The 19559-nt window shown below is 72.0% G+C and carries 18 protein-coding genes; 6 read left to right on the plus strand and 12 right to left on the minus strand.

The genetic code is table 11. The features are described 5' to 3' along the window. Positions 1–8: 8 nt before the first annotated feature. From ACO2Q3_RS22235 to ACO2Q3_RS22250, 4 genes are read right to left on the minus strand one after another with little or no spacing between them, the layout of a single operon-like run. Entirely contained in the window at positions 9–500 is a 492-nt protein-coding gene (locus ACO2Q3_RS22235; protein WP_423310628.1) for a GNAT family N-acetyltransferase, read from the minus strand. Continuing rightward, positions 497–904 (minus strand): GNAT family N-acetyltransferase, encoded by a 408-nt coding sequence (locus ACO2Q3_RS22240; RefSeq protein WP_423310630.1) that lies wholly within the window; start codon positions 902–904, stop codon positions 497–499. The genes ACO2Q3_RS22235 and ACO2Q3_RS22240 overlap by 4 nt, the downstream gene beginning before the upstream one ends. Further along, the gene (locus ACO2Q3_RS22245) at positions 901–1866 is read right to left on the minus strand and encodes an oxidoreductase (protein ID WP_423310631.1); all 966 of its coding nucleotides are present in this window, start codon (positions 1864–1866) and stop codon (positions 901–903) included. Before ACO2Q3_RS22245 ends, ACO2Q3_RS22240 begins: the two co-directional genes overlap by 4 nt. A gap of 55 nt (positions 1867–1921) precedes the next feature. After that, complete coding sequence (locus ACO2Q3_RS22250; protein WP_423310633.1) at positions 1922–2980, minus strand: MBL fold metallo-hydrolase; 1059 nt, start codon at positions 2978–2980, stop codon at positions 1922–1924. A 159-nt stretch (positions 2981–3139) separates the two neighbouring features. Between ACO2Q3_RS22250 and ACO2Q3_RS22255 the strand changes: the two genes are divergently transcribed. Next, positions 3140–4465, plus strand: coding sequence for a hypothetical protein (locus ACO2Q3_RS22255; protein ID WP_423310635.1), 1326 nt, complete (start codon positions 3140–3142; stop codon positions 4463–4465). Positions 4466–4719: 254 nt separating this feature from the next. On the opposite strand, the gene ACO2Q3_RS22260 is transcribed toward ACO2Q3_RS22255, so the two are convergent. From ACO2Q3_RS22260 to ACO2Q3_RS22275, 4 genes are all read right to left on the minus strand, one after another. Further along, positions 4720–6258, minus strand: a complete 1539-nt coding sequence (locus ACO2Q3_RS22260; protein WP_423310637.1) for an acetolactate synthase large subunit — start codon at positions 6256–6258, stop codon at positions 4720–4722. After that, complete coding sequence (locus tag ACO2Q3_RS22265; RefSeq protein WP_423310639.1) at positions 6259–8073, minus strand: feruloyl-CoA synthase; 1815 nt, start codon at positions 8071–8073, stop codon at positions 6259–6261. 143 nt (positions 8074–8216) lie between these two features. After that, positions 8217–9344: a hypothetical protein gene (locus ACO2Q3_RS22270; RefSeq protein ID WP_423310641.1), complete on the minus strand. Its 1128-nt coding sequence runs from the start codon at positions 9342–9344 to the stop codon at positions 8217–8219. A 123-nt stretch (positions 9345–9467) separates the two neighbouring features. Next, positions 9468–9995 (minus strand): group III truncated hemoglobin, encoded by a 528-nt coding sequence (locus ACO2Q3_RS22275; RefSeq protein ID WP_423310643.1) that lies wholly within the window; start codon positions 9993–9995, stop codon positions 9468–9470. 67 nt (positions 9996–10062) lie between these two features. Between ACO2Q3_RS22275 and ACO2Q3_RS22280 the strand changes: the two genes are divergently transcribed. After that, positions 10063–10686 carry a hypothetical protein gene (locus ACO2Q3_RS22280; protein ID WP_423310645.1) on the plus strand — a complete coding sequence of 208 codons (624 nt, stop codon included), beginning with the start codon at positions 10063–10065 and terminating at the stop codon, positions 10684–10686. 124 nt (positions 10687–10810) lie between these two features. Here the strand turns inward: ACO2Q3_RS22280 and ACO2Q3_RS22285 are convergent, their stop codons facing one another. Continuing rightward, positions 10811–11722: a LysR family transcriptional regulator gene (locus ACO2Q3_RS22285; protein ID WP_423310647.1), complete on the minus strand. Its 912-nt coding sequence runs from the start codon at positions 11720–11722 to the stop codon at positions 10811–10813. A 125-nt stretch (positions 11723–11847) separates the two neighbouring features. Between ACO2Q3_RS22285 and ACO2Q3_RS22290 the strand changes: the two genes are divergently transcribed. After that, the gene (locus ACO2Q3_RS22290) at positions 11848–12591 is read left to right on the plus strand and encodes an SDR family oxidoreductase (protein WP_423310649.1); all 744 of its coding nucleotides are present in this window, start codon (positions 11848–11850) and stop codon (positions 12589–12591) included. Between the two features lie 174 nt (positions 12592–12765). Then, the gene (locus ACO2Q3_RS22295; protein ID WP_423310651.1) at positions 12766–13314 is read left to right on the plus strand and encodes a helix-turn-helix transcriptional regulator; all 549 of its coding nucleotides are present in this window, start codon (positions 12766–12768) and stop codon (positions 13312–13314) included. 19 nt (positions 13315–13333) lie between these two features. On the opposite strand, the gene ACO2Q3_RS22300 is transcribed toward ACO2Q3_RS22295, so the two are convergent. From ACO2Q3_RS22300 to ACO2Q3_RS22310, 3 genes are all read right to left on the minus strand, one after another. Then, positions 13334–13747 (minus strand): DoxX family membrane protein, encoded by a 414-nt coding sequence (locus ACO2Q3_RS22300; protein WP_423310653.1) that lies wholly within the window; start codon positions 13745–13747, stop codon positions 13334–13336. A 177-nt stretch (positions 13748–13924) separates the two neighbouring features. After that, positions 13925–16975: a sensor histidine kinase gene (locus ACO2Q3_RS22305; protein ID WP_423310655.1), complete on the minus strand. Its 3051-nt coding sequence runs from the start codon at positions 16973–16975 to the stop codon at positions 13925–13927. Continuing rightward, entirely contained in the window at positions 16965–17600 is a 636-nt protein-coding gene (locus ACO2Q3_RS22310; RefSeq protein WP_423310657.1) for a response regulator, read from the minus strand. Before ACO2Q3_RS22310 ends, ACO2Q3_RS22305 begins: the two co-directional genes overlap by 11 nt. Before the next feature lie 175 nt (positions 17601–17775). Between ACO2Q3_RS22310 and ACO2Q3_RS22315 the strand changes: the two genes are divergently transcribed. Then, positions 17776–18453, plus strand: coding sequence for a winged helix-turn-helix domain-containing protein (locus tag ACO2Q3_RS22315; RefSeq protein ID WP_423310659.1), 678 nt, complete (start codon positions 17776–17778; stop codon positions 18451–18453). Between the two features lie 112 nt (positions 18454–18565). Continuing rightward, entirely contained in the window at positions 18566–19507 is a 942-nt protein-coding gene (locus ACO2Q3_RS22320; RefSeq protein WP_423310661.1) for an AraC family transcriptional regulator, read from the plus strand. Positions 19508–19559 lie beyond the last annotated feature (52 nt).

Genomic DNA, 19559 nt, shown 5'->3' on the forward strand with positions numbered 1-19559 from the left:
TCGCTCCCTCAGCCTGCCTGCGCCAGCCGCTCCAGCGCCTCGCCCGAGAGGCGACGGGTGATCCAGTCGGTCTTCGCCGCGGCGCCCAGGCTGTCATAGAAGGCGATGGACGGGGCGTTCCAGTCAAGCACCGCCCATTCCAGCCGCGCCAGCCCCTCGTCGCGGCAGCGCCGGGCGAGGCCCGCCAGCAGCGCCTTGCCGGCCCCCAAGCCCCGGCGTTCGGGGCTGACGTAGAGGTCTTCCAGATAGATGCCGTGCCGGCCCTCGAAGGTGGAGACGCTGTAGAACCACAGGGCGAAGCCCACCGGCTGGCCGTCCAGCTCGGCGATGTCGCAGAAGGCCCGGGGCGCAGGCCCGAACAGGATCGCCTGCACGTCCGCCTCGGTGGTCTTCACCTCGTGCAGCAGGCGTTCGTACTCGGCCAGTTCGCGGATGAAGCGCAGCACCAGCGGCGCCTCGTCCGGGCGGGCGGGACGGATCTGAAGGGCGGAAGCGGTCATTCGGCGTCCTGGAACGGGGGATAGAGGCGAAAGCCCTCGAAGCGGCGATGGCGCAGGGCGAGGTAGAAGTCCGGCGCGCTGTCGGTGACGAGGTCGATGCGAACGCCGCCCGCCAGGCGCAGGCCGAGGTCCAGCAGGCCCCGCGCCACGCCCTGGCGGCGGAAGTCGGGATCGACCGCGATCAGGCTGAGGTGCGCCTGGATCTCGCCGTCGCTGAGCAGCTGGGCGAAGCCGGCGACGCGGCCGTCCGGCGCCGCGGCGACCACCGTGGTGACCCCCGGCGCGGTCAGGGCGCGCAGGGCGCGGCCCGGGTCCTCGGGGAACGACGGCCAGCCCTCCGCTGCGCACAGGGCGATCACGCCCGGCAGGTCGGCCGGTGCGAAGCGCCGGAACGCCAGGCTCATGCGCCGACGGTGGCCTGCGACAGGGTCCACAGGCGATCGGCGGCCTCGGGATCGAGGGCGTGGGCCATCACCCCCTCGAACGGGACCTCCGGATTGAACGGCAGCGCCTGGGCGCAGTTCTCCAGGTAGAGCCCGCCGACGCCGTCCAGCTCGGGGCCGAGCGCCGCCCAGACGCTGGTCGCCGCGCCCTGTTCGGTGGTCTTGAAGCGGTCGTTGATATTGCCCGCCTCGTCCATCCAGCCGAAGGCGATCATCTCCTCGCGCGGCAGGTGGCGCTGCAGCGGGGTCATGATGCCGCCGGGCATCACCGCGTTGGCGATGATCCCCTGGTCCTTGAAGCGCCGGTGATAGCCGACCGCGAACAGGGCGTTGGCGCTCTTGGCCTGGCCGTAGGCCTCCCACTTGTCGTAGGCGCGCGTGCGGTAGTGCGGATCGTCGAAATTGACCCCGCTGCGGCGGTGGCCGATCGACGACAGCGAGACCAGCCGGGAGGCCTGGCCCGAGGCCTGCGCCCCCGCCTGCAGCGCCGGAGCCAGCAGGGCGCCCAGCAGGTAGTGGCCGAAGTGGTTGGTGCCGATCTGCATCTCCAGGCCGTCGTCGGTGTAGCTCTGCGGGCAGGCCATCACCGCGGCGTTGTTGATCAGGATGTTCAGCGGCTGCGCGCCCCAGGCCTCGGCGAAGGCGCGCACGCTGGCCTGGTTGGCGAGGTCGATGTGGCCGACCCGCGCTCGCCCTTCGCCGGCCGTGGAATTGATGTCGGCGGCGGCCGCGGCGCCCAGGTCCGGCTTGCGCACGGCGATGGTCACCTGCGCCCCGCGCTCGGCCAGCGCCCGGGCGGTCTCGATGCCGATGCCGGTGGCCGCGCCGGTGACGATGGCGCGCCGGCCGGTCAGGTCGTGGCCGGCCGCCACCTCGCGGGCGGTGGAGCGATAGCCGAAGGGCGATGTGATGCGATCGGACACGGAGGCCTCCCTTGTTCTTGTCGTTGTCGTTGTCGTCCAGCGGGCGCGCCTGAGTTCAAGCGGCGCGGTACCAGTCCACCCCGGTGGGGTCGGTCTCGCGCACCGCGGCGCCGCGGTGCATCAGGCAGTTCAGGTGGGCCAGGCTCTCGCCGGTGGCCATCGACAGCACGTCGTTGTTGATCGTCCGCTTGAACAGCACGCCGAACACGTCGATCGCCCGCTTCGGCTCGGCGATCAGCCTTTCCAACCGCCCGAGCGCCCGCTCGTGGCCGCCGACCAGCTGGTCGATGCGCGCGTGCAGGCCGTGGAACGGCTCGTTGTGCGCGGGCAGCACCAGCACGTCGTCCGGCACCCGCGGCTTGATCGCCGACAGCGTGGTCATCCAGTCGCGCAGGGGATCGCCGTCCGGCTCGGTGGGAAACACCGAGACGTTGGAGGTGATGCGCGGCAGCACCTGGTCGCCGGAAATGATCAGCTTCAGCTCGGCGCAGTAGAGGCAGGCGTGCTCCGGCGTGTGCCCGGAGCCCACCACCACCTCCCACTCGTGCTTGCCGATGCGGATCTTCTCGCCGTCGACGATGCGGCGGAAGCTGTCGGGCAGGGCGTGCATCGCCTTGCCGAAGCCGCCGAAGCGGGTGGCGTAGGTGTCCAGCGCTTCCTGGCTCCAGCCGGCGCGCTGGTAGAAGCGCAGGCCGTCCTCCGGCGCCTCGCGGCCGGTGTCGGCGGCGAGCATGCGGCACATCATGTACTCGACGCGGGTGATCCACAGGCGGCAGTCGAACTTGCGGGTGATCCACCCGGCCATGCCGATGTGGTCGGGATGCATGTGGGTGACCAGCACCCGGGTCACCGGCGCGCCGCCAAGCACGTTCTGAAAGGCGTCGCGCCAGGCGGCGGCGGTGGCCGGGTTGCCCATGCCGGTGTCGACGATCGCCCAGCCGTCGCCGTCCTTCAGCGCCCAGCAGTTGATGAACGCCAGCGACCCGCCCAGCGGCATGCGCACCCACTTCACGCCCGGCGCGATGTCGACGGCGCCGCCGGCCTTGGGACCTTCCGCGAACGGATAGCTCAGCCGCCCGCGAACCGTCTCGGTCTCCTCGAAGCCATCCCTCACGCCGCGCACTCCCCTGTCTGCCCGACCTTGTCGCGCCCCCGGCGCCCGGCGCCAAGGCCGTTCATCGCCGAGCGACGTGTCGCGGGGCGGTGAACTTGACCCCGGGGCGCGTCGCGCGCATGGGACTTCGACGAGGAACACTTCCAGGAGTCATTGACTATGAGGCCAATCGGCATCGGTCTTGCGATCGCTCTGATCGCCGCCGTGCTGGCGCCCGCGAGCAGCTTCGCGGCAAGCGCCCCTTCAATCCCGAAAGAATCGCTCGACAAGGGCAAGAAGGACGCTCCGGGTCTGGTGACCTCCGGCGGCTTCGACTGCCAGGTGGCGAACGCCCGCTTCATCGGCGACAGCGCCGACCCGAAGACCAAGCAGAAGCAGTCGTTCTATGAACTGGCCTGCACCGGCAACGAAGGCCTGATCGTCGCCAAGACGGCGGCGGCCACCACGGCCTACACCTGCCTGGAAACCGCCGAGGGTCCGGACGGCAAGCCCACCAACCTCGCCTGCCAGCTGCCCGAGAACAAGGACCCCAAGGCGGGCCTCGCCGGCTACGTCAGCAAGGGCGGCGCCCCCACCTGCACGATCGACAAGGCCCGCGCGCTCGGCCACTCGGACACCAACACCTTCTTCGAAGTCGCCTGCCACGACGGCTCCGGCTACATCGTCAAGACCTCGGCCCCGCCGCGGCTCGACAAGGAGGTCGAGGCCAACCCGTGCGTGATGTACGACCCGGGCGGCAACGTGAACTGCAAGCTGACCGACCGCGCCGCCCAGCTGGCGGTGGCCGACAAGCTGGCTGCCGGCACGCCCACCCCCTGCACCGTCAAGGACCGCCGCTACGTCGGCATCTCGCAGTCGCATGAAGTGCTGTGGGAAGTGTCCTGCCAGCAGGGCAAGGGCTACGTGCTGGTGCAGGCGACCACCGGCGCGCTGGACAAGGCCGTCGACTGCGTCAACTCGGACCTCTGCCAGCTGACCGACGCGCGCGAGGCCAAGACCGAACAGGCCGGCCTCTATTCCAAGCTGGCCAAGAAGGCCGGCTTCGACTGCGACGTGAAGTCGTATGAGCCGTTCCCGGCCTCGGCCGGCCTCGATGTGGTGGAAATGACCTGCAACAACCGCCCCGACGGCGCGGTGGGCGTGTTCACCGCGACCGGCGGCTTCGTCTACGACTGCGCGCACTCGGAACTGGAAGGCTACCGCTGCAGCATGAGCAAGCCGGACGCCGCCATCGCCAGCCTGACCGCCGACCTGAAGAAGCTGAACAAGACCACCTGCACGGTGTCGAGCTCGCGCGCGGTCGGGGTCACCTCGGACCGCAAGGGCTACATCGAGGTGGAATGCTCCGACGGCCTTCCGGGCTTCATGATCGAGTACAACGCGCCGCTGAAGGACGCCCTGACGCCGATCAACGTGCTGCCCTGCAGCCTGGCCTCCGGCATCGCCGGCGGCTGCAAGCTGCCGCAGAACGTCAAGAAGAGCTGATCGCGCGCTTCAACGCCGAAGATTGGCCCCGCCGGTTCGCCGGCGGGGCTTTTTCTTTGGGGGGTGAGCGGCGCCCCCCCTCACCCAACCCTCTCCCCTCTTTCACTGTCATCCCGGAATCCGCGCAGCGGATGTCCGGGACCGCGGCAGGCGCCGGCGCCCATGGCCGCCAACGGACATCGGCGTTTCCGGCGGTCCCGGATAAGCCGCTCGCGCGGCTTTCCGGGATGACAGAGGAAAGGGGCTCGCGCCCCCTAGATCGCCGCCTCGATGAAGTGCGGGCCGGGTTCGGCCATGGCGCGGGCGAAGGCGGCGTCGAAGTCTTCGGCGGTCTCGCAGCGCACCGAGGGCAGGCCCAGGCCCTTGGCCAGGCTCACCCAGTCCACCGCCGGCTCGCCGAGGCTGAGCAGCTTGGAGGAGGCCGGCCCGGGGGCGCCGGCGCCCGTGCGGCCCAGCTCGATGCCGAGGATGCGGTAGCTGTGATTGGCGAACACCACCACGGTCACGTCCAGCGCCTCGCGGGCGATGGTCCACAGGCCCTGCACCGTATAGAGGGCCGAGCCGTCGCCGTTCAGCGACAGCACCTTGCGGTCCGGGCAGGCCACCGCCGCCCCGATCGCCACCGGGATGCCCTGGCCGATGGCCCCGCCGGTCAGGCCCAGCCAGTCGTGCGGCCGGGCCGTGCGGGTGACGTTGAGGATCGGCTGGCCGGAGGTGACGCTGTCGTCCGAGACGATGGCGTGGTCGGGCATGTGCCGGCCGATCGCCGCGCCGACCCCGGCCGGGGTCAGCTTGCCGGCGGCCGGATCGGGCAGCTTCAGCGGTTGCACGGCCGCCTGCGCCGGGGCGCCCAGGGCGTCGGCGAGCCGGGCCAGGGCGTCGGCGCCGTCCTGCGAGCGGTCGGCCAGGGTTACCGGCTGGCAGCCCTCGGGGACCAGTACGCTCGGCCGGTCGGGATAGGCGAAGAAGGCCGCCGGGGTGACCGTCTCGACGTAGACCATAAGGTCGACGCCCTCGAGGTCGGCCAGGGCCGCCTCGCCGTAGTACATCATCCGGTCGGGGGCGAAGCGCCCGGCGCCGCGCGGCGTGCGGGTGATGAAGGTGTCGGTCAGCACCCGGACGCCGGCGCCGGCCAGACGCCCGGCGGCGGCGAAGGCGGCGTCGTTGCAGGCGCCCGAGCCCAGCAGCAGCACCGGCTTCTTGGCCTCGCGCAGCGCCTTGGCGACGTCGGCGACGGTTCCGTCGGCGACTATGGCCTTGCCCGGCGGGTTGATGCGCGGGCCGCGGCGGTCGGTCTCCAGCCAGGCGGAGTCGGCCGGCAGGATCAGGGTCACCGGCCCGCCGGGCGCCCCGTAGCTGGCGGCCACCGCCTCGGCGGCCAGGTCGCCGACCTGGTCGGCGCTCTCGGCCGAGCGCACCCACAGCGAGTTGGGGGCGACGATGGCGGCGATGTCCGAGTTCAGCGGCGCGTCGTACTGGCGATGATAGGTGGCGTGGTCGCCCACCACGTTGACGATCGGGGTGTAGGCGCGCCGGGCGTTGTGCAGGTTGGCCAGGCCGTTGCCGTAGCCGGGGCCCAGGTGCAGCAGGGTGCAGGCGGGCTTGCCGGCCATGCGGCCGTAGCCGTCGGCCGCGCCGGTGACCACGCCCTCGAACAGGCAGAGCACCGGCCGCATCGACGGCTGGCGGTCCAGGGCGGAGACGAACTGCATCTCCGAGGTGCCGGGATTGGCGAAACAGGCGTCGACGTCGTTGTCGATCAGCGTCTCGATGAGGGCGTCGGCGCCGTTCATTCAGCTCTCCCCAAATACCAGGATATCGTTGTCCGGCGTCGGCGCGAACAGCCGCGCGACGTCCGCCGCACGACGGGTCCGGGCCAGCGCCTGGTTGATGTAGCCCTTGTCGGTGATCTCGCCGGACGCCGCATGCGGCTCGTCGGCCAGGATCAGCGCCCGCGCCACCCGCCCGCCGCCGCCCTTGGCGCCGGCGTTGTAGCGGACCAGCCCCTCGCGCACCGCGGCGATCACCGCCGGGTCGTGCGCCGGATCGTCCGAGGTCGTCAGCGTGCGGCAGAACGGCTTGCTGAGGAAGATCAGCAGGCCGACGCCCGCCTGGCCCTCGCCGCAGACCACGGCGTCGGACGCCGCCCCGCCGATCGCCGAGACCGCCGCCACGCGCAGCGCCCCGGCGATCACGAAGGTGCCGCTGGAGAGCTTGAAGTTCTCCGACAGGCGGCCGTCGAACACCAGGCCCTCGCGGATGTCGTCCGGGTCGGCGAAGCGGGCGGCGTCGCCCAGGCGATAGAAGCCTTCCTCGTCGAAGGCGGCGGCGGTGGCCTCGGGCGCGTTGAAGTAGCCCGGCGAGACCTGCGGACCCTTGACCCGGAACTCCAGCTTGCCGGTGGCGTCCGGAACCAGCTTCACCGAGGTCCCCGGCAGCGGCAGGCCCATCAGCCCCATGCGCAGGTTGGGCCAGTGCACGTTGGTGGCGGTGGGGCCGGTCTCGGTGGCGCCGTAGCCGGAGGCGAAGCTGATCGCCTCGCCGCAGGCGCGCCGGGCCACCGCCTGGATGCGGTCGCAGGTGCTCTGGCCCAGGGCCGCGCCGCCGTACTGCAGCACCCGCACGCGGCTGAAGAAGGTCCGCGCCAGGGCCTCGTCGGCCTCCAGCTCGCCGACCAGCAGGTCCCAGCCGGCCGGCACCATGTTGTGGTAGGTCGGCGCGATCTCACGCAGGTTGCGGACCGTCTCGGCGGTGCGCCCGGCCACCGGCTGGCCAGCGTCGATGTAGTGGGTCCCGCCGCGCTGCAGCACCATCTGCAGGATGGCGTTGGCCCCCAGGCTGTGGCTCCAGGGCGCCTGGTTGACCACCACCGGCGGCTCGGGGTCGTCGTAGCAGCTGGCCACCTGGGCGGCGGTGATGGCGACGTTGCGGTGCAGGCAGATCACCGCCTTGGGCCGGCCCGTGGAGCCGGAGGTCAGCAGCAGCTTGGCGATGTCGTCCGGGTGGGCGATCGAGGCCTGCGGCGCGGCCTTCAGCAGGTCGGCGAAGGCGACGTCGCCCGGCCGGGCGTTGCGCAGCGCCACCACCGGCAGGCCGGCCAGGAAGTCCGCGGCCAGGGCGCCGGCGAAGGCGGCCGCGTCGTCGGTGAACACCGAGCCCGGCTGGATCACCGCCACAGCATGCGCCAGGCGGGTGAGGTCGGCCCCGGCCAGGCCGTACTGCGGCGACACCGCGGCGACGGGAACGCCCAGGCTCATGGCGGCGAAGGCGATCAGCGCATGGTCGACGCCGTTGCGCGCCAGCACCAGCATCGGCTTGGGCCGGCCGACCCCGAGGCCCGCCAGGCCGCCCGCCAGCGCCTCGACCTGCCCCAGCGCCTCGCCGAAGGTGACGCCGCGCCAGCCGTCGCCAGAGCGCTCGGCCAGCCACATCTGCCCGGGCCTGACCGCGGCCCAGTGCTGCAGGGCGTCGAGGGCCGTGGCGCGGGGATCGCGGATCGGCGTCGGGTTGAACAGGATCAGGCCGCCGTCGTCCCGCCGCTCGACGGTCAAGTTGCGCGGCGCATAGCGCGGGTCGCGGATCGAAAGGCGGGGATCGGAACCGTCCATGCGGCCTTATCGGGCGCCGGCCGGTCGGGGGCAATCGGCTTGGCAGGCGTCGGCGTCCCGACGCCCATGCCATTGCCTGATGCCCTGATGAGCCGTGGACCGTCGGGCGTCGCGCTTGCGTGACGGTGACGGACGGTCGCCCCTCAGGCCATCCGCACGTAGCCGCCGCGGACTTCCTGGAACGACAGGCTGCACTCGAAGTCGTTGAAGATGTCCATCAGCTCCTCGACGCCGACCACCGGCAGGCGGCCCTGCGGGAAGCGGAAGTTCCAGAAGCTGACGATGTGGTTCACCGCGCCCAGCCGCTCGCCGAGGTCGGTGAACATCGCCGGGGCGCTGAGCAGGAAGTCGCGGAACGCCTGCGGCTGGCCGTCGATCAGGCTGTCGAAGGCGCGGTCGTAGAACGCCAGCGAGCGCTGCGCGGTCTCGCAGATCATGCGGATCGACCGGCGCAGGGAGTCGCGCGACTTTTCCAGGTACAGCTTGGCCTCGGCGTCCATCGGCCCGCGCGGCCGGGCCAGGGCGATGGAGTTCAGCACCCGCTCGATGTTGGGCAGGGTCTCGTTGAGGGTCCACTTGTAGTAGAGGAACCCCTTCCAGCAGAACACGCCTTCCTGGTAGTCGCGCTTGTCGAGGCGCAGGGTCAGGCGCAGCGGCTCGGTGTCCTCGTCGACGGTGATCGAGAGGATCTTCTTGACCAGACGCGATCCCGAGCCCTCGCGGCGGGTGTCGCCGCCGCTGAAGGCCAGGTCGATCAGCTTCTGGATCTCGCTCTCGACGAAGCGGATCATCCGCGCCACGTCGGCGTCGGAGACGTCGAAATAGCACCGCGCCGGGAAGCGGCCGTGCCGCTTGAGGTGCTCGCGCAGCAGGAACGGATCGAGCGAGGGCAGCTGGTCCAGCAGTTCGAGCATCAGCTGGTCGTCGGTTTCGGCAAGCCAGGTGTCGCCGAACATGGCTTCCATCTGCGCTTCGTAGCCGGTCTGGTCGACGAACACGGCGCGGCCGCCGAGCTTCAGGTCGCCGCCGTCGATCGGGATGATCACCTTGGTCGCGGTCTGCCGCCCGTCGGTGAACAGCTCCAGCTCGTCGCGGCGCAGCCGGTGCTTGAGGATGATCGCCTTGTTCAGCACCACGTTGCGGAAGAACGGATGCGCCAGATAGTCCGGCTCGTCCGAGCGCTTCTTGGCGATGCGCAGCAGGTTCAGCACGCGGGCGGTGGACGCCGAGTTCTGCAGGTGCGCGAGGTTGCGGACGCTCTTGTCGCTCACGGTGGTAACTCGCGTCCATACAGCCATGCGTTAGGCTAACGACGTTCACCCAGAACGGTTAACGAGGGGCTACTTCGGCAGTATCCGCGCCAAAACCGATATACCCAACTTGAGTGGCGTAACTCAGGTTCTACGGTAGCGCTCACCCCGCGCGAGCAGGACGCCGGCGTGCATGGCCACGCCGAGCTCCAGGCTCTCGGCGATGCGCCGGGCCTTGGCGATGAACACGGCTGCGGCCGGCGGCGGGCACAGGCGGTTGGCCGTCTCCTCGAACAGCGAAAGCCAGCGGTCGAAGTGGGCGGCGTCGATCGGCAGCGGCGTATGTTTCGGCATTGGCTGGCCGTGATAGCGGCCGGTCATCAGCATCACCGAGGACCAGAAGTCCACCATCCGCGCCAGGTGCGGTCCCCAGTCCTCGATGCGCTCGGCGAAGATCGGCCCCAGCACCGGGTCCGCGCGCACGCCGTCGTAGAAGCCATGCACAAGGCGCGCGATCATCGCCTCGTCGACACCGACGTCGGCCTGCATATGCTGGGTGAAGGCCGCGCGGCGGGCCAGTGCTTCGGGGGAGGCCATGGCGGCGATGTCGTCGCTTCGGCCCACAAGGGCAAGGCCGGCCATCAGCCCTGAGGCGATTTGCCCACCGCGCACGGCGGCGGCGCGATTCTGCGCTAACCTCGGCCGGTCGTCAGCGGCGAAACCAGGCGGGGGAAAGGCCATGCAGGTCAGGATCAACGGCAAGCCTCAGGACGGTCTGACGCCCCGGGTCGCGCGGCGCCTGATTCCCCGGCGCGGCCCGCCGGCCGTGGAGGGCGTGGTGATGGACGGCGACGCGGTGATGGCGGCGACCCGCCGCGGATCCCTGGTGCTGCTCGGCGTGATCGGCGCCCTGGCGGCGGCGATCAACATCGCGGTGCTGGTTGGCGTGGCGACGCATGAGCCGCGCACCCTGACCTTTGTCGCGCCTGTTGTGGTCGCGGTGCTGGTGGGCCTGGCGGTCCTGCTCCCGATCGCCTTCCGGCGCCGCCTGGCGCGCATGGAGCAGCGGCTGGCGACCCTGCTGCCGCAGATTCCGCCCGCGGGCGCGACCGTGCTCGCCAGCGACCAGGGCCTGAGCGTCAACGGCCGTCTGACCGCCTGGGACCAGCTGACGGTGGACGCCGTCGACATCGTCCGGGTGTCCTCCGGCGAGGGGGACACCAGCTGGTACATCGACACCCTGTGGCTGGCCGAGGCCGGCGCCCCGGCCCGCAGCCGCGGCATCGTCCTGGACGCCGCCGCGATCGCGGGCGGACGCAAGCTGGTGGACTACGTCTGGCGGCGCCTGGCGCCGGCGGCCTGACCGCGCGGTCCTAGAGCATGTTAGGCGAAAGTGTACGCGGTTTCGCCGCTCGAACATGCTCTAAACTTTTGAAGATAGAGCCTTTTCATACGGGTCAGATGGTTCCATCTGACCCTAAAAGGCTCTAGGCGACCTCGACCTCGGAAGACGCCGCGCCGGCGAAGCGCTGTACGGTCCAGTCGATGAACAGGCGCACGCGCGGCGACAGCTGGCGGCTGCGCGGATAGATCACAGACACCGGGGCCGTCGGCACGGGCCAGTCGGCCAGCACCTGGACCAGCCGGCCCTCGGCCAGGGCCTGTTGCACGTGGAACACCGGCATCTGCGCCAGGCCGAGGCCCAGCAGCACCCCGTCCCGGAAGCTCTCGACGCCGGTGACCGACAGGCGGGCCGGCAGGTCGAGGCTAATGACGCCGTCCGCCGTCACGAAGTCGAAGGCCGGCAGGGCCCCCGTCGTGATCGAGCGCAGGCCGACGGCGTGGTGGCCGGCCAGGTCCCGGGGGGTGCGTGGGGCGCCGTGGCGCTGCAGATAGGCCGGCGCGGCGCAGGTGACCCGCCGCAGGCTGGCGAGCCTGCGCGCCACGAGATCGCTGTCGGGCAGGGCGCCATAGCGCAGCACGCAGTCGACCCCCTCGCGCACCACGTCCACCCAGCGGTCGCTCTCGCTCATCGCCAGGTCGATGTCCGGATAACGCTCCAGGAACGCGGGCAGACCGGGCAGCAGGAAGTGTCGCGCCAGGGCCCCCTGCACCTCGACCCGCAGCATCCCCTTCGGCGTCGCGCCGCGGAACGCCCCCTCGGCGTCCTCCACATCGTCGAGGATCGCCAGGCAGCGTCGGTAGTAGGCCTCGCCGTCCAGGGTCGGGCGCACGGCGCGGGTGGTGCGCAGCAGCAGCCGCACGCCCAGCCGCGCCTCCAGCTGCTGGATCACCTGGGTCGCCGTGGAGCGTGGCAGGTCGAGGTCGTGCGCCGCCTGGGTGAAGCTGCGGCGGTCGACCACCCGGGTGAACAGGCGCATGGCGTCCAGTCGATCCATGCCGCAGCATTGTTCGATTTTTGCAAATAGTCTTGCCAATTTCGCGGCGATTATCGGCTCGCAAGCAACGGGCATCTCTGTCCCACCGCCCACGACGGGCGGCGGAAATGCGAACGGAGACTCCCATGACCCAGGCTCAGGACCACAAGGTCGCCATCGTCACCGGCGCCTCGCGCGGCATCGGCGCGGCGATCGCCGAGCGGCTGGCCGCCGACGGCTTCACGGTGGTGGTCAACTATGCCGGCCGCGCCGCCGAGGCCGAGGCCCTGGCGGCGAAGATCGAGGCCGCCGGCGGCCGCGCCATCACCGCCCAGGCCGACGTGTCCGACCCCGCCGCGGTGGCGCACATGTTCGACTCCGCCCAGGCCGCGTTCGGCGGCGTCGACGTGCTGGTCAACAACGCCGGCGTGATGCGCCTGGCGACGCTGGCCGACAGCGACGACGGCCTGTTCGACGACCTGATGGCCGTGAATCTGAAGGGCGTCTTCAACACCCTGCGCGAGGCGGCCCGGCGAATGCGCGAGGGCGGCCGGATCATCAACCTGTCTTCCAGCGTGGTTGGCCTCTATCCGCCCACCTATGGCGTCTATGCCGCCACCAAGGCCGCCATCGAGGCCATGACCCATGTGATGGCCGGCGAGCTGCGCGGCCGCTCGATCACCGTCAACGCCGTGGCGCCCGGCCCGACCGCCACGGCCCTTTTCCTGGACGGCAAGCCGCAGGCCGTGGTCGACCATCTGGCCCACCTGGCCCCGCTGGAACGGCTCGGCCGGCCGCAGGACATCGCCGGGGCGGTCGCCTTCCTGGCCGGCCCCGACGGCGGCTGGATCAACGGCCAGGTGCTGCGCGCCAACGGCGGCGTCGTCTGACGGGCTCAGCTGCCGCCCCGCGCCCGCCCCCGCGCGGCTCCCCCGAAAGTTGTGCCGCCTCGCCTTCCAGAAGTCGTCGTCCGCCCCGGCTTAACGCCTCCTTACAGGAACTTACTGGGCGCGCCGCCGACCCGGCGCGATGACTGCGGGGCCCAACGCCGCAAGGAGTAGCTCATGGTTCCCGGCGCACCCCTCAGGACGATCCCGGCCCAGACCGCGGATGGCCGGCTGATCCTGCGGCTTCTCAACGAGGCGTTGTCGCGCCTGGAGACCGACCGCTCGGGGGCGCGGGCGTGCATGGAGCAGGTGCGCGCCCTGGCCGCCGGCGAGGGGCCCGGTCCGGCGGCCCGCGGCGGCCTGGCGCCGTGGCAGGTGCGGCGGGTCTCGGCGCGGATCGAGCGCGACCTGGCCCTGCCGCTGCGGCTCAGCGACGTCGCCGCGGAAGCGCGGCTCAGCCCGAGCTATTTCTCGCGGGCGTTCCGCATCAGCTTCGGCTCGCCGTTCTCGGACTATCTGATCGCCCGGCGGATCGAACAGGCCCAGGTGCTGCTGCTGACCAGCGACGAGCCGATCTCGCGCATCGCCCTGGCCTGCGGCCTGGCCGACCAGTCGCACCTGACCCGCCTGTTCTCGCGGCGCATCGGCGCGCCGCCCAGCGTCTGGCGCCGCCAGCACCGGCAAGGACTGCAGGGCAGCCCGGCGACGCCTCAGCCCAGCCTCTGAACGCACGCTCGCGCGCGCCTCAATCCGGCGGCTCCGCCTGGATCGCGGCCAGCGCCAGCGCCCCAACGATGGCCCCCGTGGCCGCCACCACCAGCAGGTCGTGCACCGGGCCCAGGGTGGGCAGGCTCCAGATCGGCGTGCCAGCGACCGCGGCGGCGGCGGTGACCGCGCCCAGCAGGACCGCGCCCAGCCAGGTCAGCCGGCGCGAGACCAGCAGCAGGGCGCCGGTGGCCTGGGCCAGGATCGCCACCCCGACGGCCAGAGGCGCGGCCGGCACGCCTGCGGCCGAGGCCTCCGCCACCGCGCCGCGCCAGTCGTCGAGCCGTGCGCAGGCGCCGACGAAGAAGGGGGCGGCCAGCAAGAGGCGGGCGAGCAGCGGGCTGAAGCGCCAGCGCAGCAGCGCCACGAAGCCGTCCGGCGGCGAGAGGCGCATGGCTTCCCTCAGCGCCCGGGAACCTTCGTCGCGCTGGCGGCGGTCGTCGGCATGGATGGTCCTCCCTGCGGCAAGGGTGGAGGCCTAGATCGGCCGATCCGCCGCCGGTGTCCTTGCTGGGGGAGCCGCGTTTTGGCGCTGGGCGCCGTCGCGGAACCCGCGGCCGCCCGGTTCGCCTCAGGCCGGCTTGGCCAGGCCTCGGCCGGCCTTGCGCGGCCGGCGGGGCGTCGGGGCGTAGGCGATGCGCGCCGGCAGGCTGAGGGTGATCTTGGCGCCGGCGCCCGGCGCGGTCTCGAACGCCAGCGAGCCGTCGAGGCGGCGCGCGCGCTCGCGCATCCCCACCAGGCCGAAGTGTCCCTTGCGCCCCGCCGCCTGGGCGGCCCGGGCGTCCGCGCCCACCCCGTCGTCCTCGAACGACACCACCAGCTTCTGGACCCCATAGATGATGCTGATCTTGACCTCGTCCGCCTGCGCGTGAAGCGCGGCGTTGAACAGGGCTTCGCCGGAGATGCGCACCACCTCGTCGAGCACGTGCGGCTCCAGCGGGCGAGGCTCGCCCTGGCTGACGACGCTGAGCCGCGTGTCGGGCGGGAAGTCCTGATCCATCGCCAGTTCACGCAGGACCGACTCCAGGTCGCGGGCGTCGGCGCGGCGCAGGTCGTGCAGCCGGTCACGGCCTTCCATCAGCATCAGCTCGGCGCGGTCGAGCGCCCGGTCCATGGCCTGCCGGGCCGGATCCTCCTCCGGCAGGCGGTTGGCCACCGCCTGGAAGCGCATGATCAGCCCCTGCACCCCCTGCAGCAGGGTGTCGTGCAGTTCGCGGGCGATGCGCTGCCGCTCGCCCAGGCGTGTCTCCCACTGGTCGCGCAGCCGGGCGGTCGCCTGGCGCAGGCGGATCGACAGCGCCGCCCAGAAGGCCAGGATCACGGCCATGGCGCACAGCGCCCGGAACAGCCAGGTCTGGTAGAAGGTCGGCGGGATCACGAAGCTCACGGTGGCGCCGGCCGGGTTCCAGACCCCGTCGTTGTTGGCCGCGACCACGTGAAACCGGTACTCGCCAGGGCCCAGGTCGCTGTAGACCGCGGCGCGTCGGTCGCCGGCCTCGACCCAGTCCTTGTCGACGCCATCCAGCCGGTAGCGGAACCTCACCCGGTTGGGCACCGAAAGGCTCAGCGCGGTGTAGCCGATGACCAGGCTGCTGGAGCCGGCGCGCAGGGTGACGTTGGCCGGGTCGGCGTAGCTTTCGGCGCCGGCCGTCAGGGTGCGGATCAGCACCGGTGGCGGCAGCATGTTGGTGGCCAGCTGCGACGGATCGATGCGCACCACGTTGCGGCGGGTCAGGAACCAGACGCGGCCGTCCCCCGTCACCGCGGCCTGGGGGCCCGGCGCCTTCTGCGGGAAGCTGTTCAGCCCGTCGCGGAAGTCGAACAGGCGATAAGGCAGGGCCTGGCCGGGATCGTCGAACGCGTGGGCCAGGGCGTCCGACGAGACCCGCACGATGCCGGCGTCGCCAATGGTCCAGGTGTCCCCCGCCGGGGTCTGCACCAGGCCGTTGATCGAGGCGAGCCAGGGGCGCGTGTCGGCCGGCAGCACCTGCGCCGCCCCGCCGCGCAGGCGGGCCAAGCCGTCGCGGCCGGCGACGAACAGGGCGTCGCGGCCGGCGAAGATCCCCTCGATGCCGCCGATCGGCAGCGCGCCGTTGAACAGCGGCGTGAAAGGAGCGTCAGCCAGCGCCGGCGGCCGGGTGCGGAACAGGATCGCCGCCCGGCCATCCGGACCGGTCACCGCATTGGCCGGCAGGCCGACGGTGGGCGTGAGCCCGGGCCAGCGGCGCCAGCGACCGTCCTGCAGCCAGAACAGCCCTTTCTCCAGCGCCGGCGCCCACAGCCGGCCCTGGCGGTCCTCGGCGCAGCCATAGGCCATGAACGGCTCCGGCTTGTCGAAGCGCTGCACGGCGGCGCCCCGGATGCGCAGCATGCGGTCCTCAAGCGCCAGCCAGACGCCGCCGCCGGTCGCCGGGCAAAGCGATTCCGCCGCCGAGGGCAGGCGCATCACCGCCCGCAGCGGCCGCCCCGGGACCGCGGCGTAGAGGGCGCTGGCGTCGGCCACATAGACCACGCCCTCGCTGGCGCTGGCCATCCGGTAGCTGGACGGCGGGTTCGGGGCGATGCGCGGCTCGATGGCCATCGCCGCCGGCCGGAACATGTCCAGGCCCAGCTCCGTGCCGATCCAGAGATTGCCCTCGCGGTCCTGGAACAGGGCGTGCGTCTGGTCGGAGGTGAGGCCGTCGGCGGAGTCGAACGCCGAGACCGCCGGATCGGCGTCGCCGGCCGCGCCCGCCGGCTCGCCCGGCCGCGGGATGACGAACACGCCCTCGTTCCAGGTGGTGCCCCACAGCCGGCCGGCGCGGTCGAACAGCATGCGGATGCCGCCGACCTTGCGTGGATGGGGATAGGCCCTGGCCGCGGCGTTGGCCGGCGCGCCGGCGGACAGGCGCACGATGCGGGTGCCGACGGCGTCGGAGATCCACAGCCGCCCCGCGGCGTCCTCGGCGAGGCCCGCGCGGGGGGTGACGTGCTCGCCGGTGGCCTCGAACCGCCGGGCCCCGGGACGGCGCACCACCAGGGCGTCCGACAGCACCACCCACAGCGACCCGTCGCGCGTGAACCGGATCTGCCAGACCGGCCCCTCCGGCAGGTTCCACGACGGCCCGATCTCCTCCCAGCGACCCTGGTGGTAGCGGGCCAGGGCGCCCGTGCTGCGCCCGCCGCGGGCGACCCAGATGTCGCCGTCAGGGCCTTGCGCCAGGTCGTTCACCTCGCGCGAGGGATTGGGCATGCCGGCGTCGACCAGTCGGCCGTTGCGATACACCGCCACCCCGTCGCCACGGGCCAGCCCCGCCCACACCTCGCCCGAGCGCGCCGCCAGCACCTGCGAGACTACCGGCCGCTGCAGGCGCGGATCGCTGGCCGCGATGCGCTCGAAGCTGACCCCGTCGAAGCGGAACAGGCCGTCGACGCTGGCGATCCACAGATAGCCGTCCGCGGACTGGGTGATGGCGTTGACCCGGCTGGGGGCGCCGGCCTCCATCGACCAGGCCACGTGCTTGAAGCCGGGCAGCGGCCGCGAGGCGGCCAGGAGCGCGGCAGGGGCGGCCACGGCCAGCCAGAGCATCGCCAGCAGCAGCGCCAGGGCGCCCGGGCGCGCGCCTGCGGCTCTACAGGTCAATGATGCCCCGCTTGGCCGCCTTGGTGACGGCGTGGGTGCGATCGTTGACGTAGAGCTTGGCGAAGATGCTCTTGATGTGCGCCTTCACCGTGTCCTCGGAGACGTCCAGCTTGCGGGCGATCTGCTTGTTGGCGTTGCCGGTGGCGATCAGCTGCAGCACGTCGATCTCGCGCCCGGTCAGGGCGTCGTCGATGGCGTGCAGGGCGATGTCCGTGGCCACTTCGGGCTGCAGATGCCGCTGGCCGGCGTGCACGCTGCGGATGGCGTCCAGCAGGTCGCGGCGCAGGCTGCTCTTCAGCAGATAGCCCGCCGCCCCCGCCTTCAGCGCCTGCAGCGCCTGGGCGTCGCCCGAATAGGTGGTCAGCACGATGATCCGCGCGGCGGGATGCTCGCCGCGGATGGCCTTGATCGCCGTGACGCCCGAGCCGCCCGGCATGCGCAGGTCCATCAGGGTGATGTCGGGCGTCAGCTCGCGATAGGCGCGCACCGCCTCGGCCGCATCGCCCGCCTCGCCGACGATGGCCATGTCGTCCTGCATCTCGATCACCGCGGCCACGCCTTCGCGCAGCATCGGATGGTCGTCGACGATCAGAATCCGGATGGGCGCATCGGGCCGGTCCGTCACAGCTGCCCTCCTGGTGGTCCGCCCCCATGCTACGACCCGGCAAACCGCAGGAGAAGGCATCGCCCACGTCGGGGCGCCGGGGCCAGCCCCATCTGGGTGAGCCGGGCTTCGCCACGCCGGGTGATACGTTCAAATCAGGGCGCGCGCATTCTGTCGGCACAATGGAGCCCGACCCATGCCCAGCCGCCTCGCGCAGACCGATATGCAAAGCCCCGAAACGTCTGATCCAGATCCGTCTGGCGAGGCGGTGTTCCAGTTCGGCGGCTTCGAGCTGGACGTCGGCCGTCGCACCCTGACCTTCGAGGGCGAGGCGCAGACCATCGGCTCGCGCGCCTTCGACGTGCTCGTGGCCCTGGCCCGGCGCGGCGGCGACTTCGTCTCCAACCGCGAGCTGGTGACCACCGTGTGGGACCGCACGGCCCTGGCCGAGGCCGCCGTGCGCGTGCAGATCCGCGCTACCCGCCAGGCGCTGCGGGCCGACCCCGACGTGCGCATCATCAACGCCACCTCGCGCGGCTATCGCCTCTGGCCGACCCCGCAGCCCAAGGGCGCGGCGGCGCCGCCGCCCGCCGCCGAACCGGCCAGCTTCCAGGCCGCGGGCCTGGGAGAGCTGCTGGTGCTGCGCGACGCCTCCGGCGCGGAGATCCAGTTCCAGCCCCTCTACGCCGGCGCTCCCAGCCACGAGATTCTGGGCCTGCGCGCGGGCGAGTGGCCGGAACACCTCTCCCCCGCCGCCGTCCCGTTCGGCGCCCGTCTGATGCTGGTGCTGGGCATCGCCCGCGACGCCGACCCCCGGGGCGCCAGCGCCAGGGCCGAGCCCCCGGGCGGCTTCGAGGCGGCGTCCGCGGCCTAGGGTTCGCTCACGGCGGGGCGTCGCGGTGCGTGGGTCAGCGCCGACACCGGGTGGCGGAGACGCTTCGTTGCGCTATGTCGGGGCCTGCGACTGACAGGATGGATCGTCCGGGGTGACCAGCGATTTCGGGATGTCCGCGGCGCGCACCGACGTGCTGTCCCAGGTGCTCACCCTGATCAGGCTGCGCGGCGAGCTCGTCTACACGACGCAGTTGCGCCAGCCGTGGGGCCTGCGGTTCCCGCCCGGCCCCTCGCACTTCCACTTCGCCGAGGCCGGCGGCGCCTGGGTGACGCCCTCCGGCCAGGCCCGCCAATGGATCGCGGCCGGGGACCTGGTGCTCCTGCCACTCGGCCAGGGGCACGTGATCGCCGACGCGACCGACTCGCCGATCAAGGACGTCGACGCCATCGCCCCCGACAACTTCGACCGCGACAGGCTGGTGCTCCGTCATGGCGGCGAGGGCCCGGCGACCCAGCTGGTCAGCGGCTTCTTCAGCTTCGAGGGCAGCCCGCTTCCGGCGGTGATGTCGGCGCTGCCGGCCCTGATCCACATTCCCAGAGGCGACGCGGGCGCGCCCGCCTGGCTCGCCGCGATCTCGCACTTCCTGGTCGACGAAGCGCAGCAGCCCGATCCGGGATCGTCGCTGATGATCTCCCGGCTGATCGACCTGCTGGTGATCCGCACGCTGCGCAGCTGGGCGGCCAGCGAAGCGCATCGCATGGGCTGGCTGGGGGGCCTGGCGGAAGAACGGATCGGCCGCGTCCTGGCGGCGATGCACGCCGATCCCTTCCGGCGCTGGACGGTCGAGGCGCTCGCGGCGGTGGGCTCGATGTCGCGCTCGATCTTCGCCGAGCGATTCACCGCCGCCGTCGGCGAGCCCCCGCTGCGCTATCTGTCGCGCTGGCGCCTGACGATCGCGGCGGACATGCTGCGCAGCGGCGGGCTGAAGGTCACGGAAGCTGCGTACAAGACCGGCTACGCCTCGGACGCCGCCTTCAGTCGCGCCTTCAAGGCCCACTTCGGCTATGCGCCCAGCGAGGCGAAGACGATCTGAGGACGGCCGCCCTGCCCGCCCGGCGCCGGAAAACGGCGCAGGCGGGGCGATT

Origin of the sequence: Caulobacter sp. KR2-114, assembly GCF_049446115.1 — a bacterium.
In the GTDB taxonomy this organism is placed as follows: Bacteria; Pseudomonadota; Alphaproteobacteria; order Caulobacterales; family Caulobacteraceae; genus Acaudatibacter.

Excerpts from the sequence above, each read along its gene's own strand:
- ACO2Q3_RS22235 (WP_423310628.1), bottom strand. The coding sequence starts at position 500 with ATGACCGCTTCCGCCCTTCAGATCCGTCCCGCCCGCCCGGACGAGGCG.
- ACO2Q3_RS22240 (WP_423310630.1), bottom strand. The coding sequence starts at position 904 with ATGAGCCTGGCGTTCCGGCGCTTCGCACCGGCCGACCTGCCGGGCGTG.
- ACO2Q3_RS22255 (WP_423310635.1), top strand. The coding sequence starts at position 3,140 with ATGAGGCCAATCGGCATCGGTCTTGCGATCGCTCTGATCGCCGCCGTG.
- ACO2Q3_RS22260 (WP_423310637.1), bottom strand. The coding sequence starts at position 6,258 with ATGAACGGCGCCGACGCCCTCATCGAGACGCTGATCGACAACGACGTC.
- ACO2Q3_RS22265 (WP_423310639.1), bottom strand. The coding sequence starts at position 8,073 with ATGGACGGTTCCGATCCCCGCCTTTCGATCCGCGACCCGCGCTATGCG.
- ACO2Q3_RS22280 (WP_423310645.1), top strand. The coding sequence starts at position 10,063 with ATGCAGGTCAGGATCAACGGCAAGCCTCAGGACGGTCTGACGCCCCGG.
- ACO2Q3_RS22285 (WP_423310647.1), bottom strand. The coding sequence starts at position 11,722 with ATGGATCGACTGGACGCCATGCGCCTGTTCACCCGGGTGGTCGACCGC.
- ACO2Q3_RS22290 (WP_423310649.1), top strand. The coding sequence starts at position 11,848 with ATGACCCAGGCTCAGGACCACAAGGTCGCCATCGTCACCGGCGCCTCG.
- ACO2Q3_RS22295 (WP_423310651.1), top strand. The coding sequence starts at position 12,766 with ATGGTTCCCGGCGCACCCCTCAGGACGATCCCGGCCCAGACCGCGGAT.
- ACO2Q3_RS22300 (WP_423310653.1), bottom strand. The coding sequence starts at position 13,747 with ATGCGCCTCTCGCCGCCGGACGGCTTCGTGGCGCTGCTGCGCTGGCGC.
- ACO2Q3_RS22315 (WP_423310659.1), top strand. The coding sequence starts at position 17,776 with ATGCCCAGCCGCCTCGCGCAGACCGATATGCAAAGCCCCGAAACGTCT.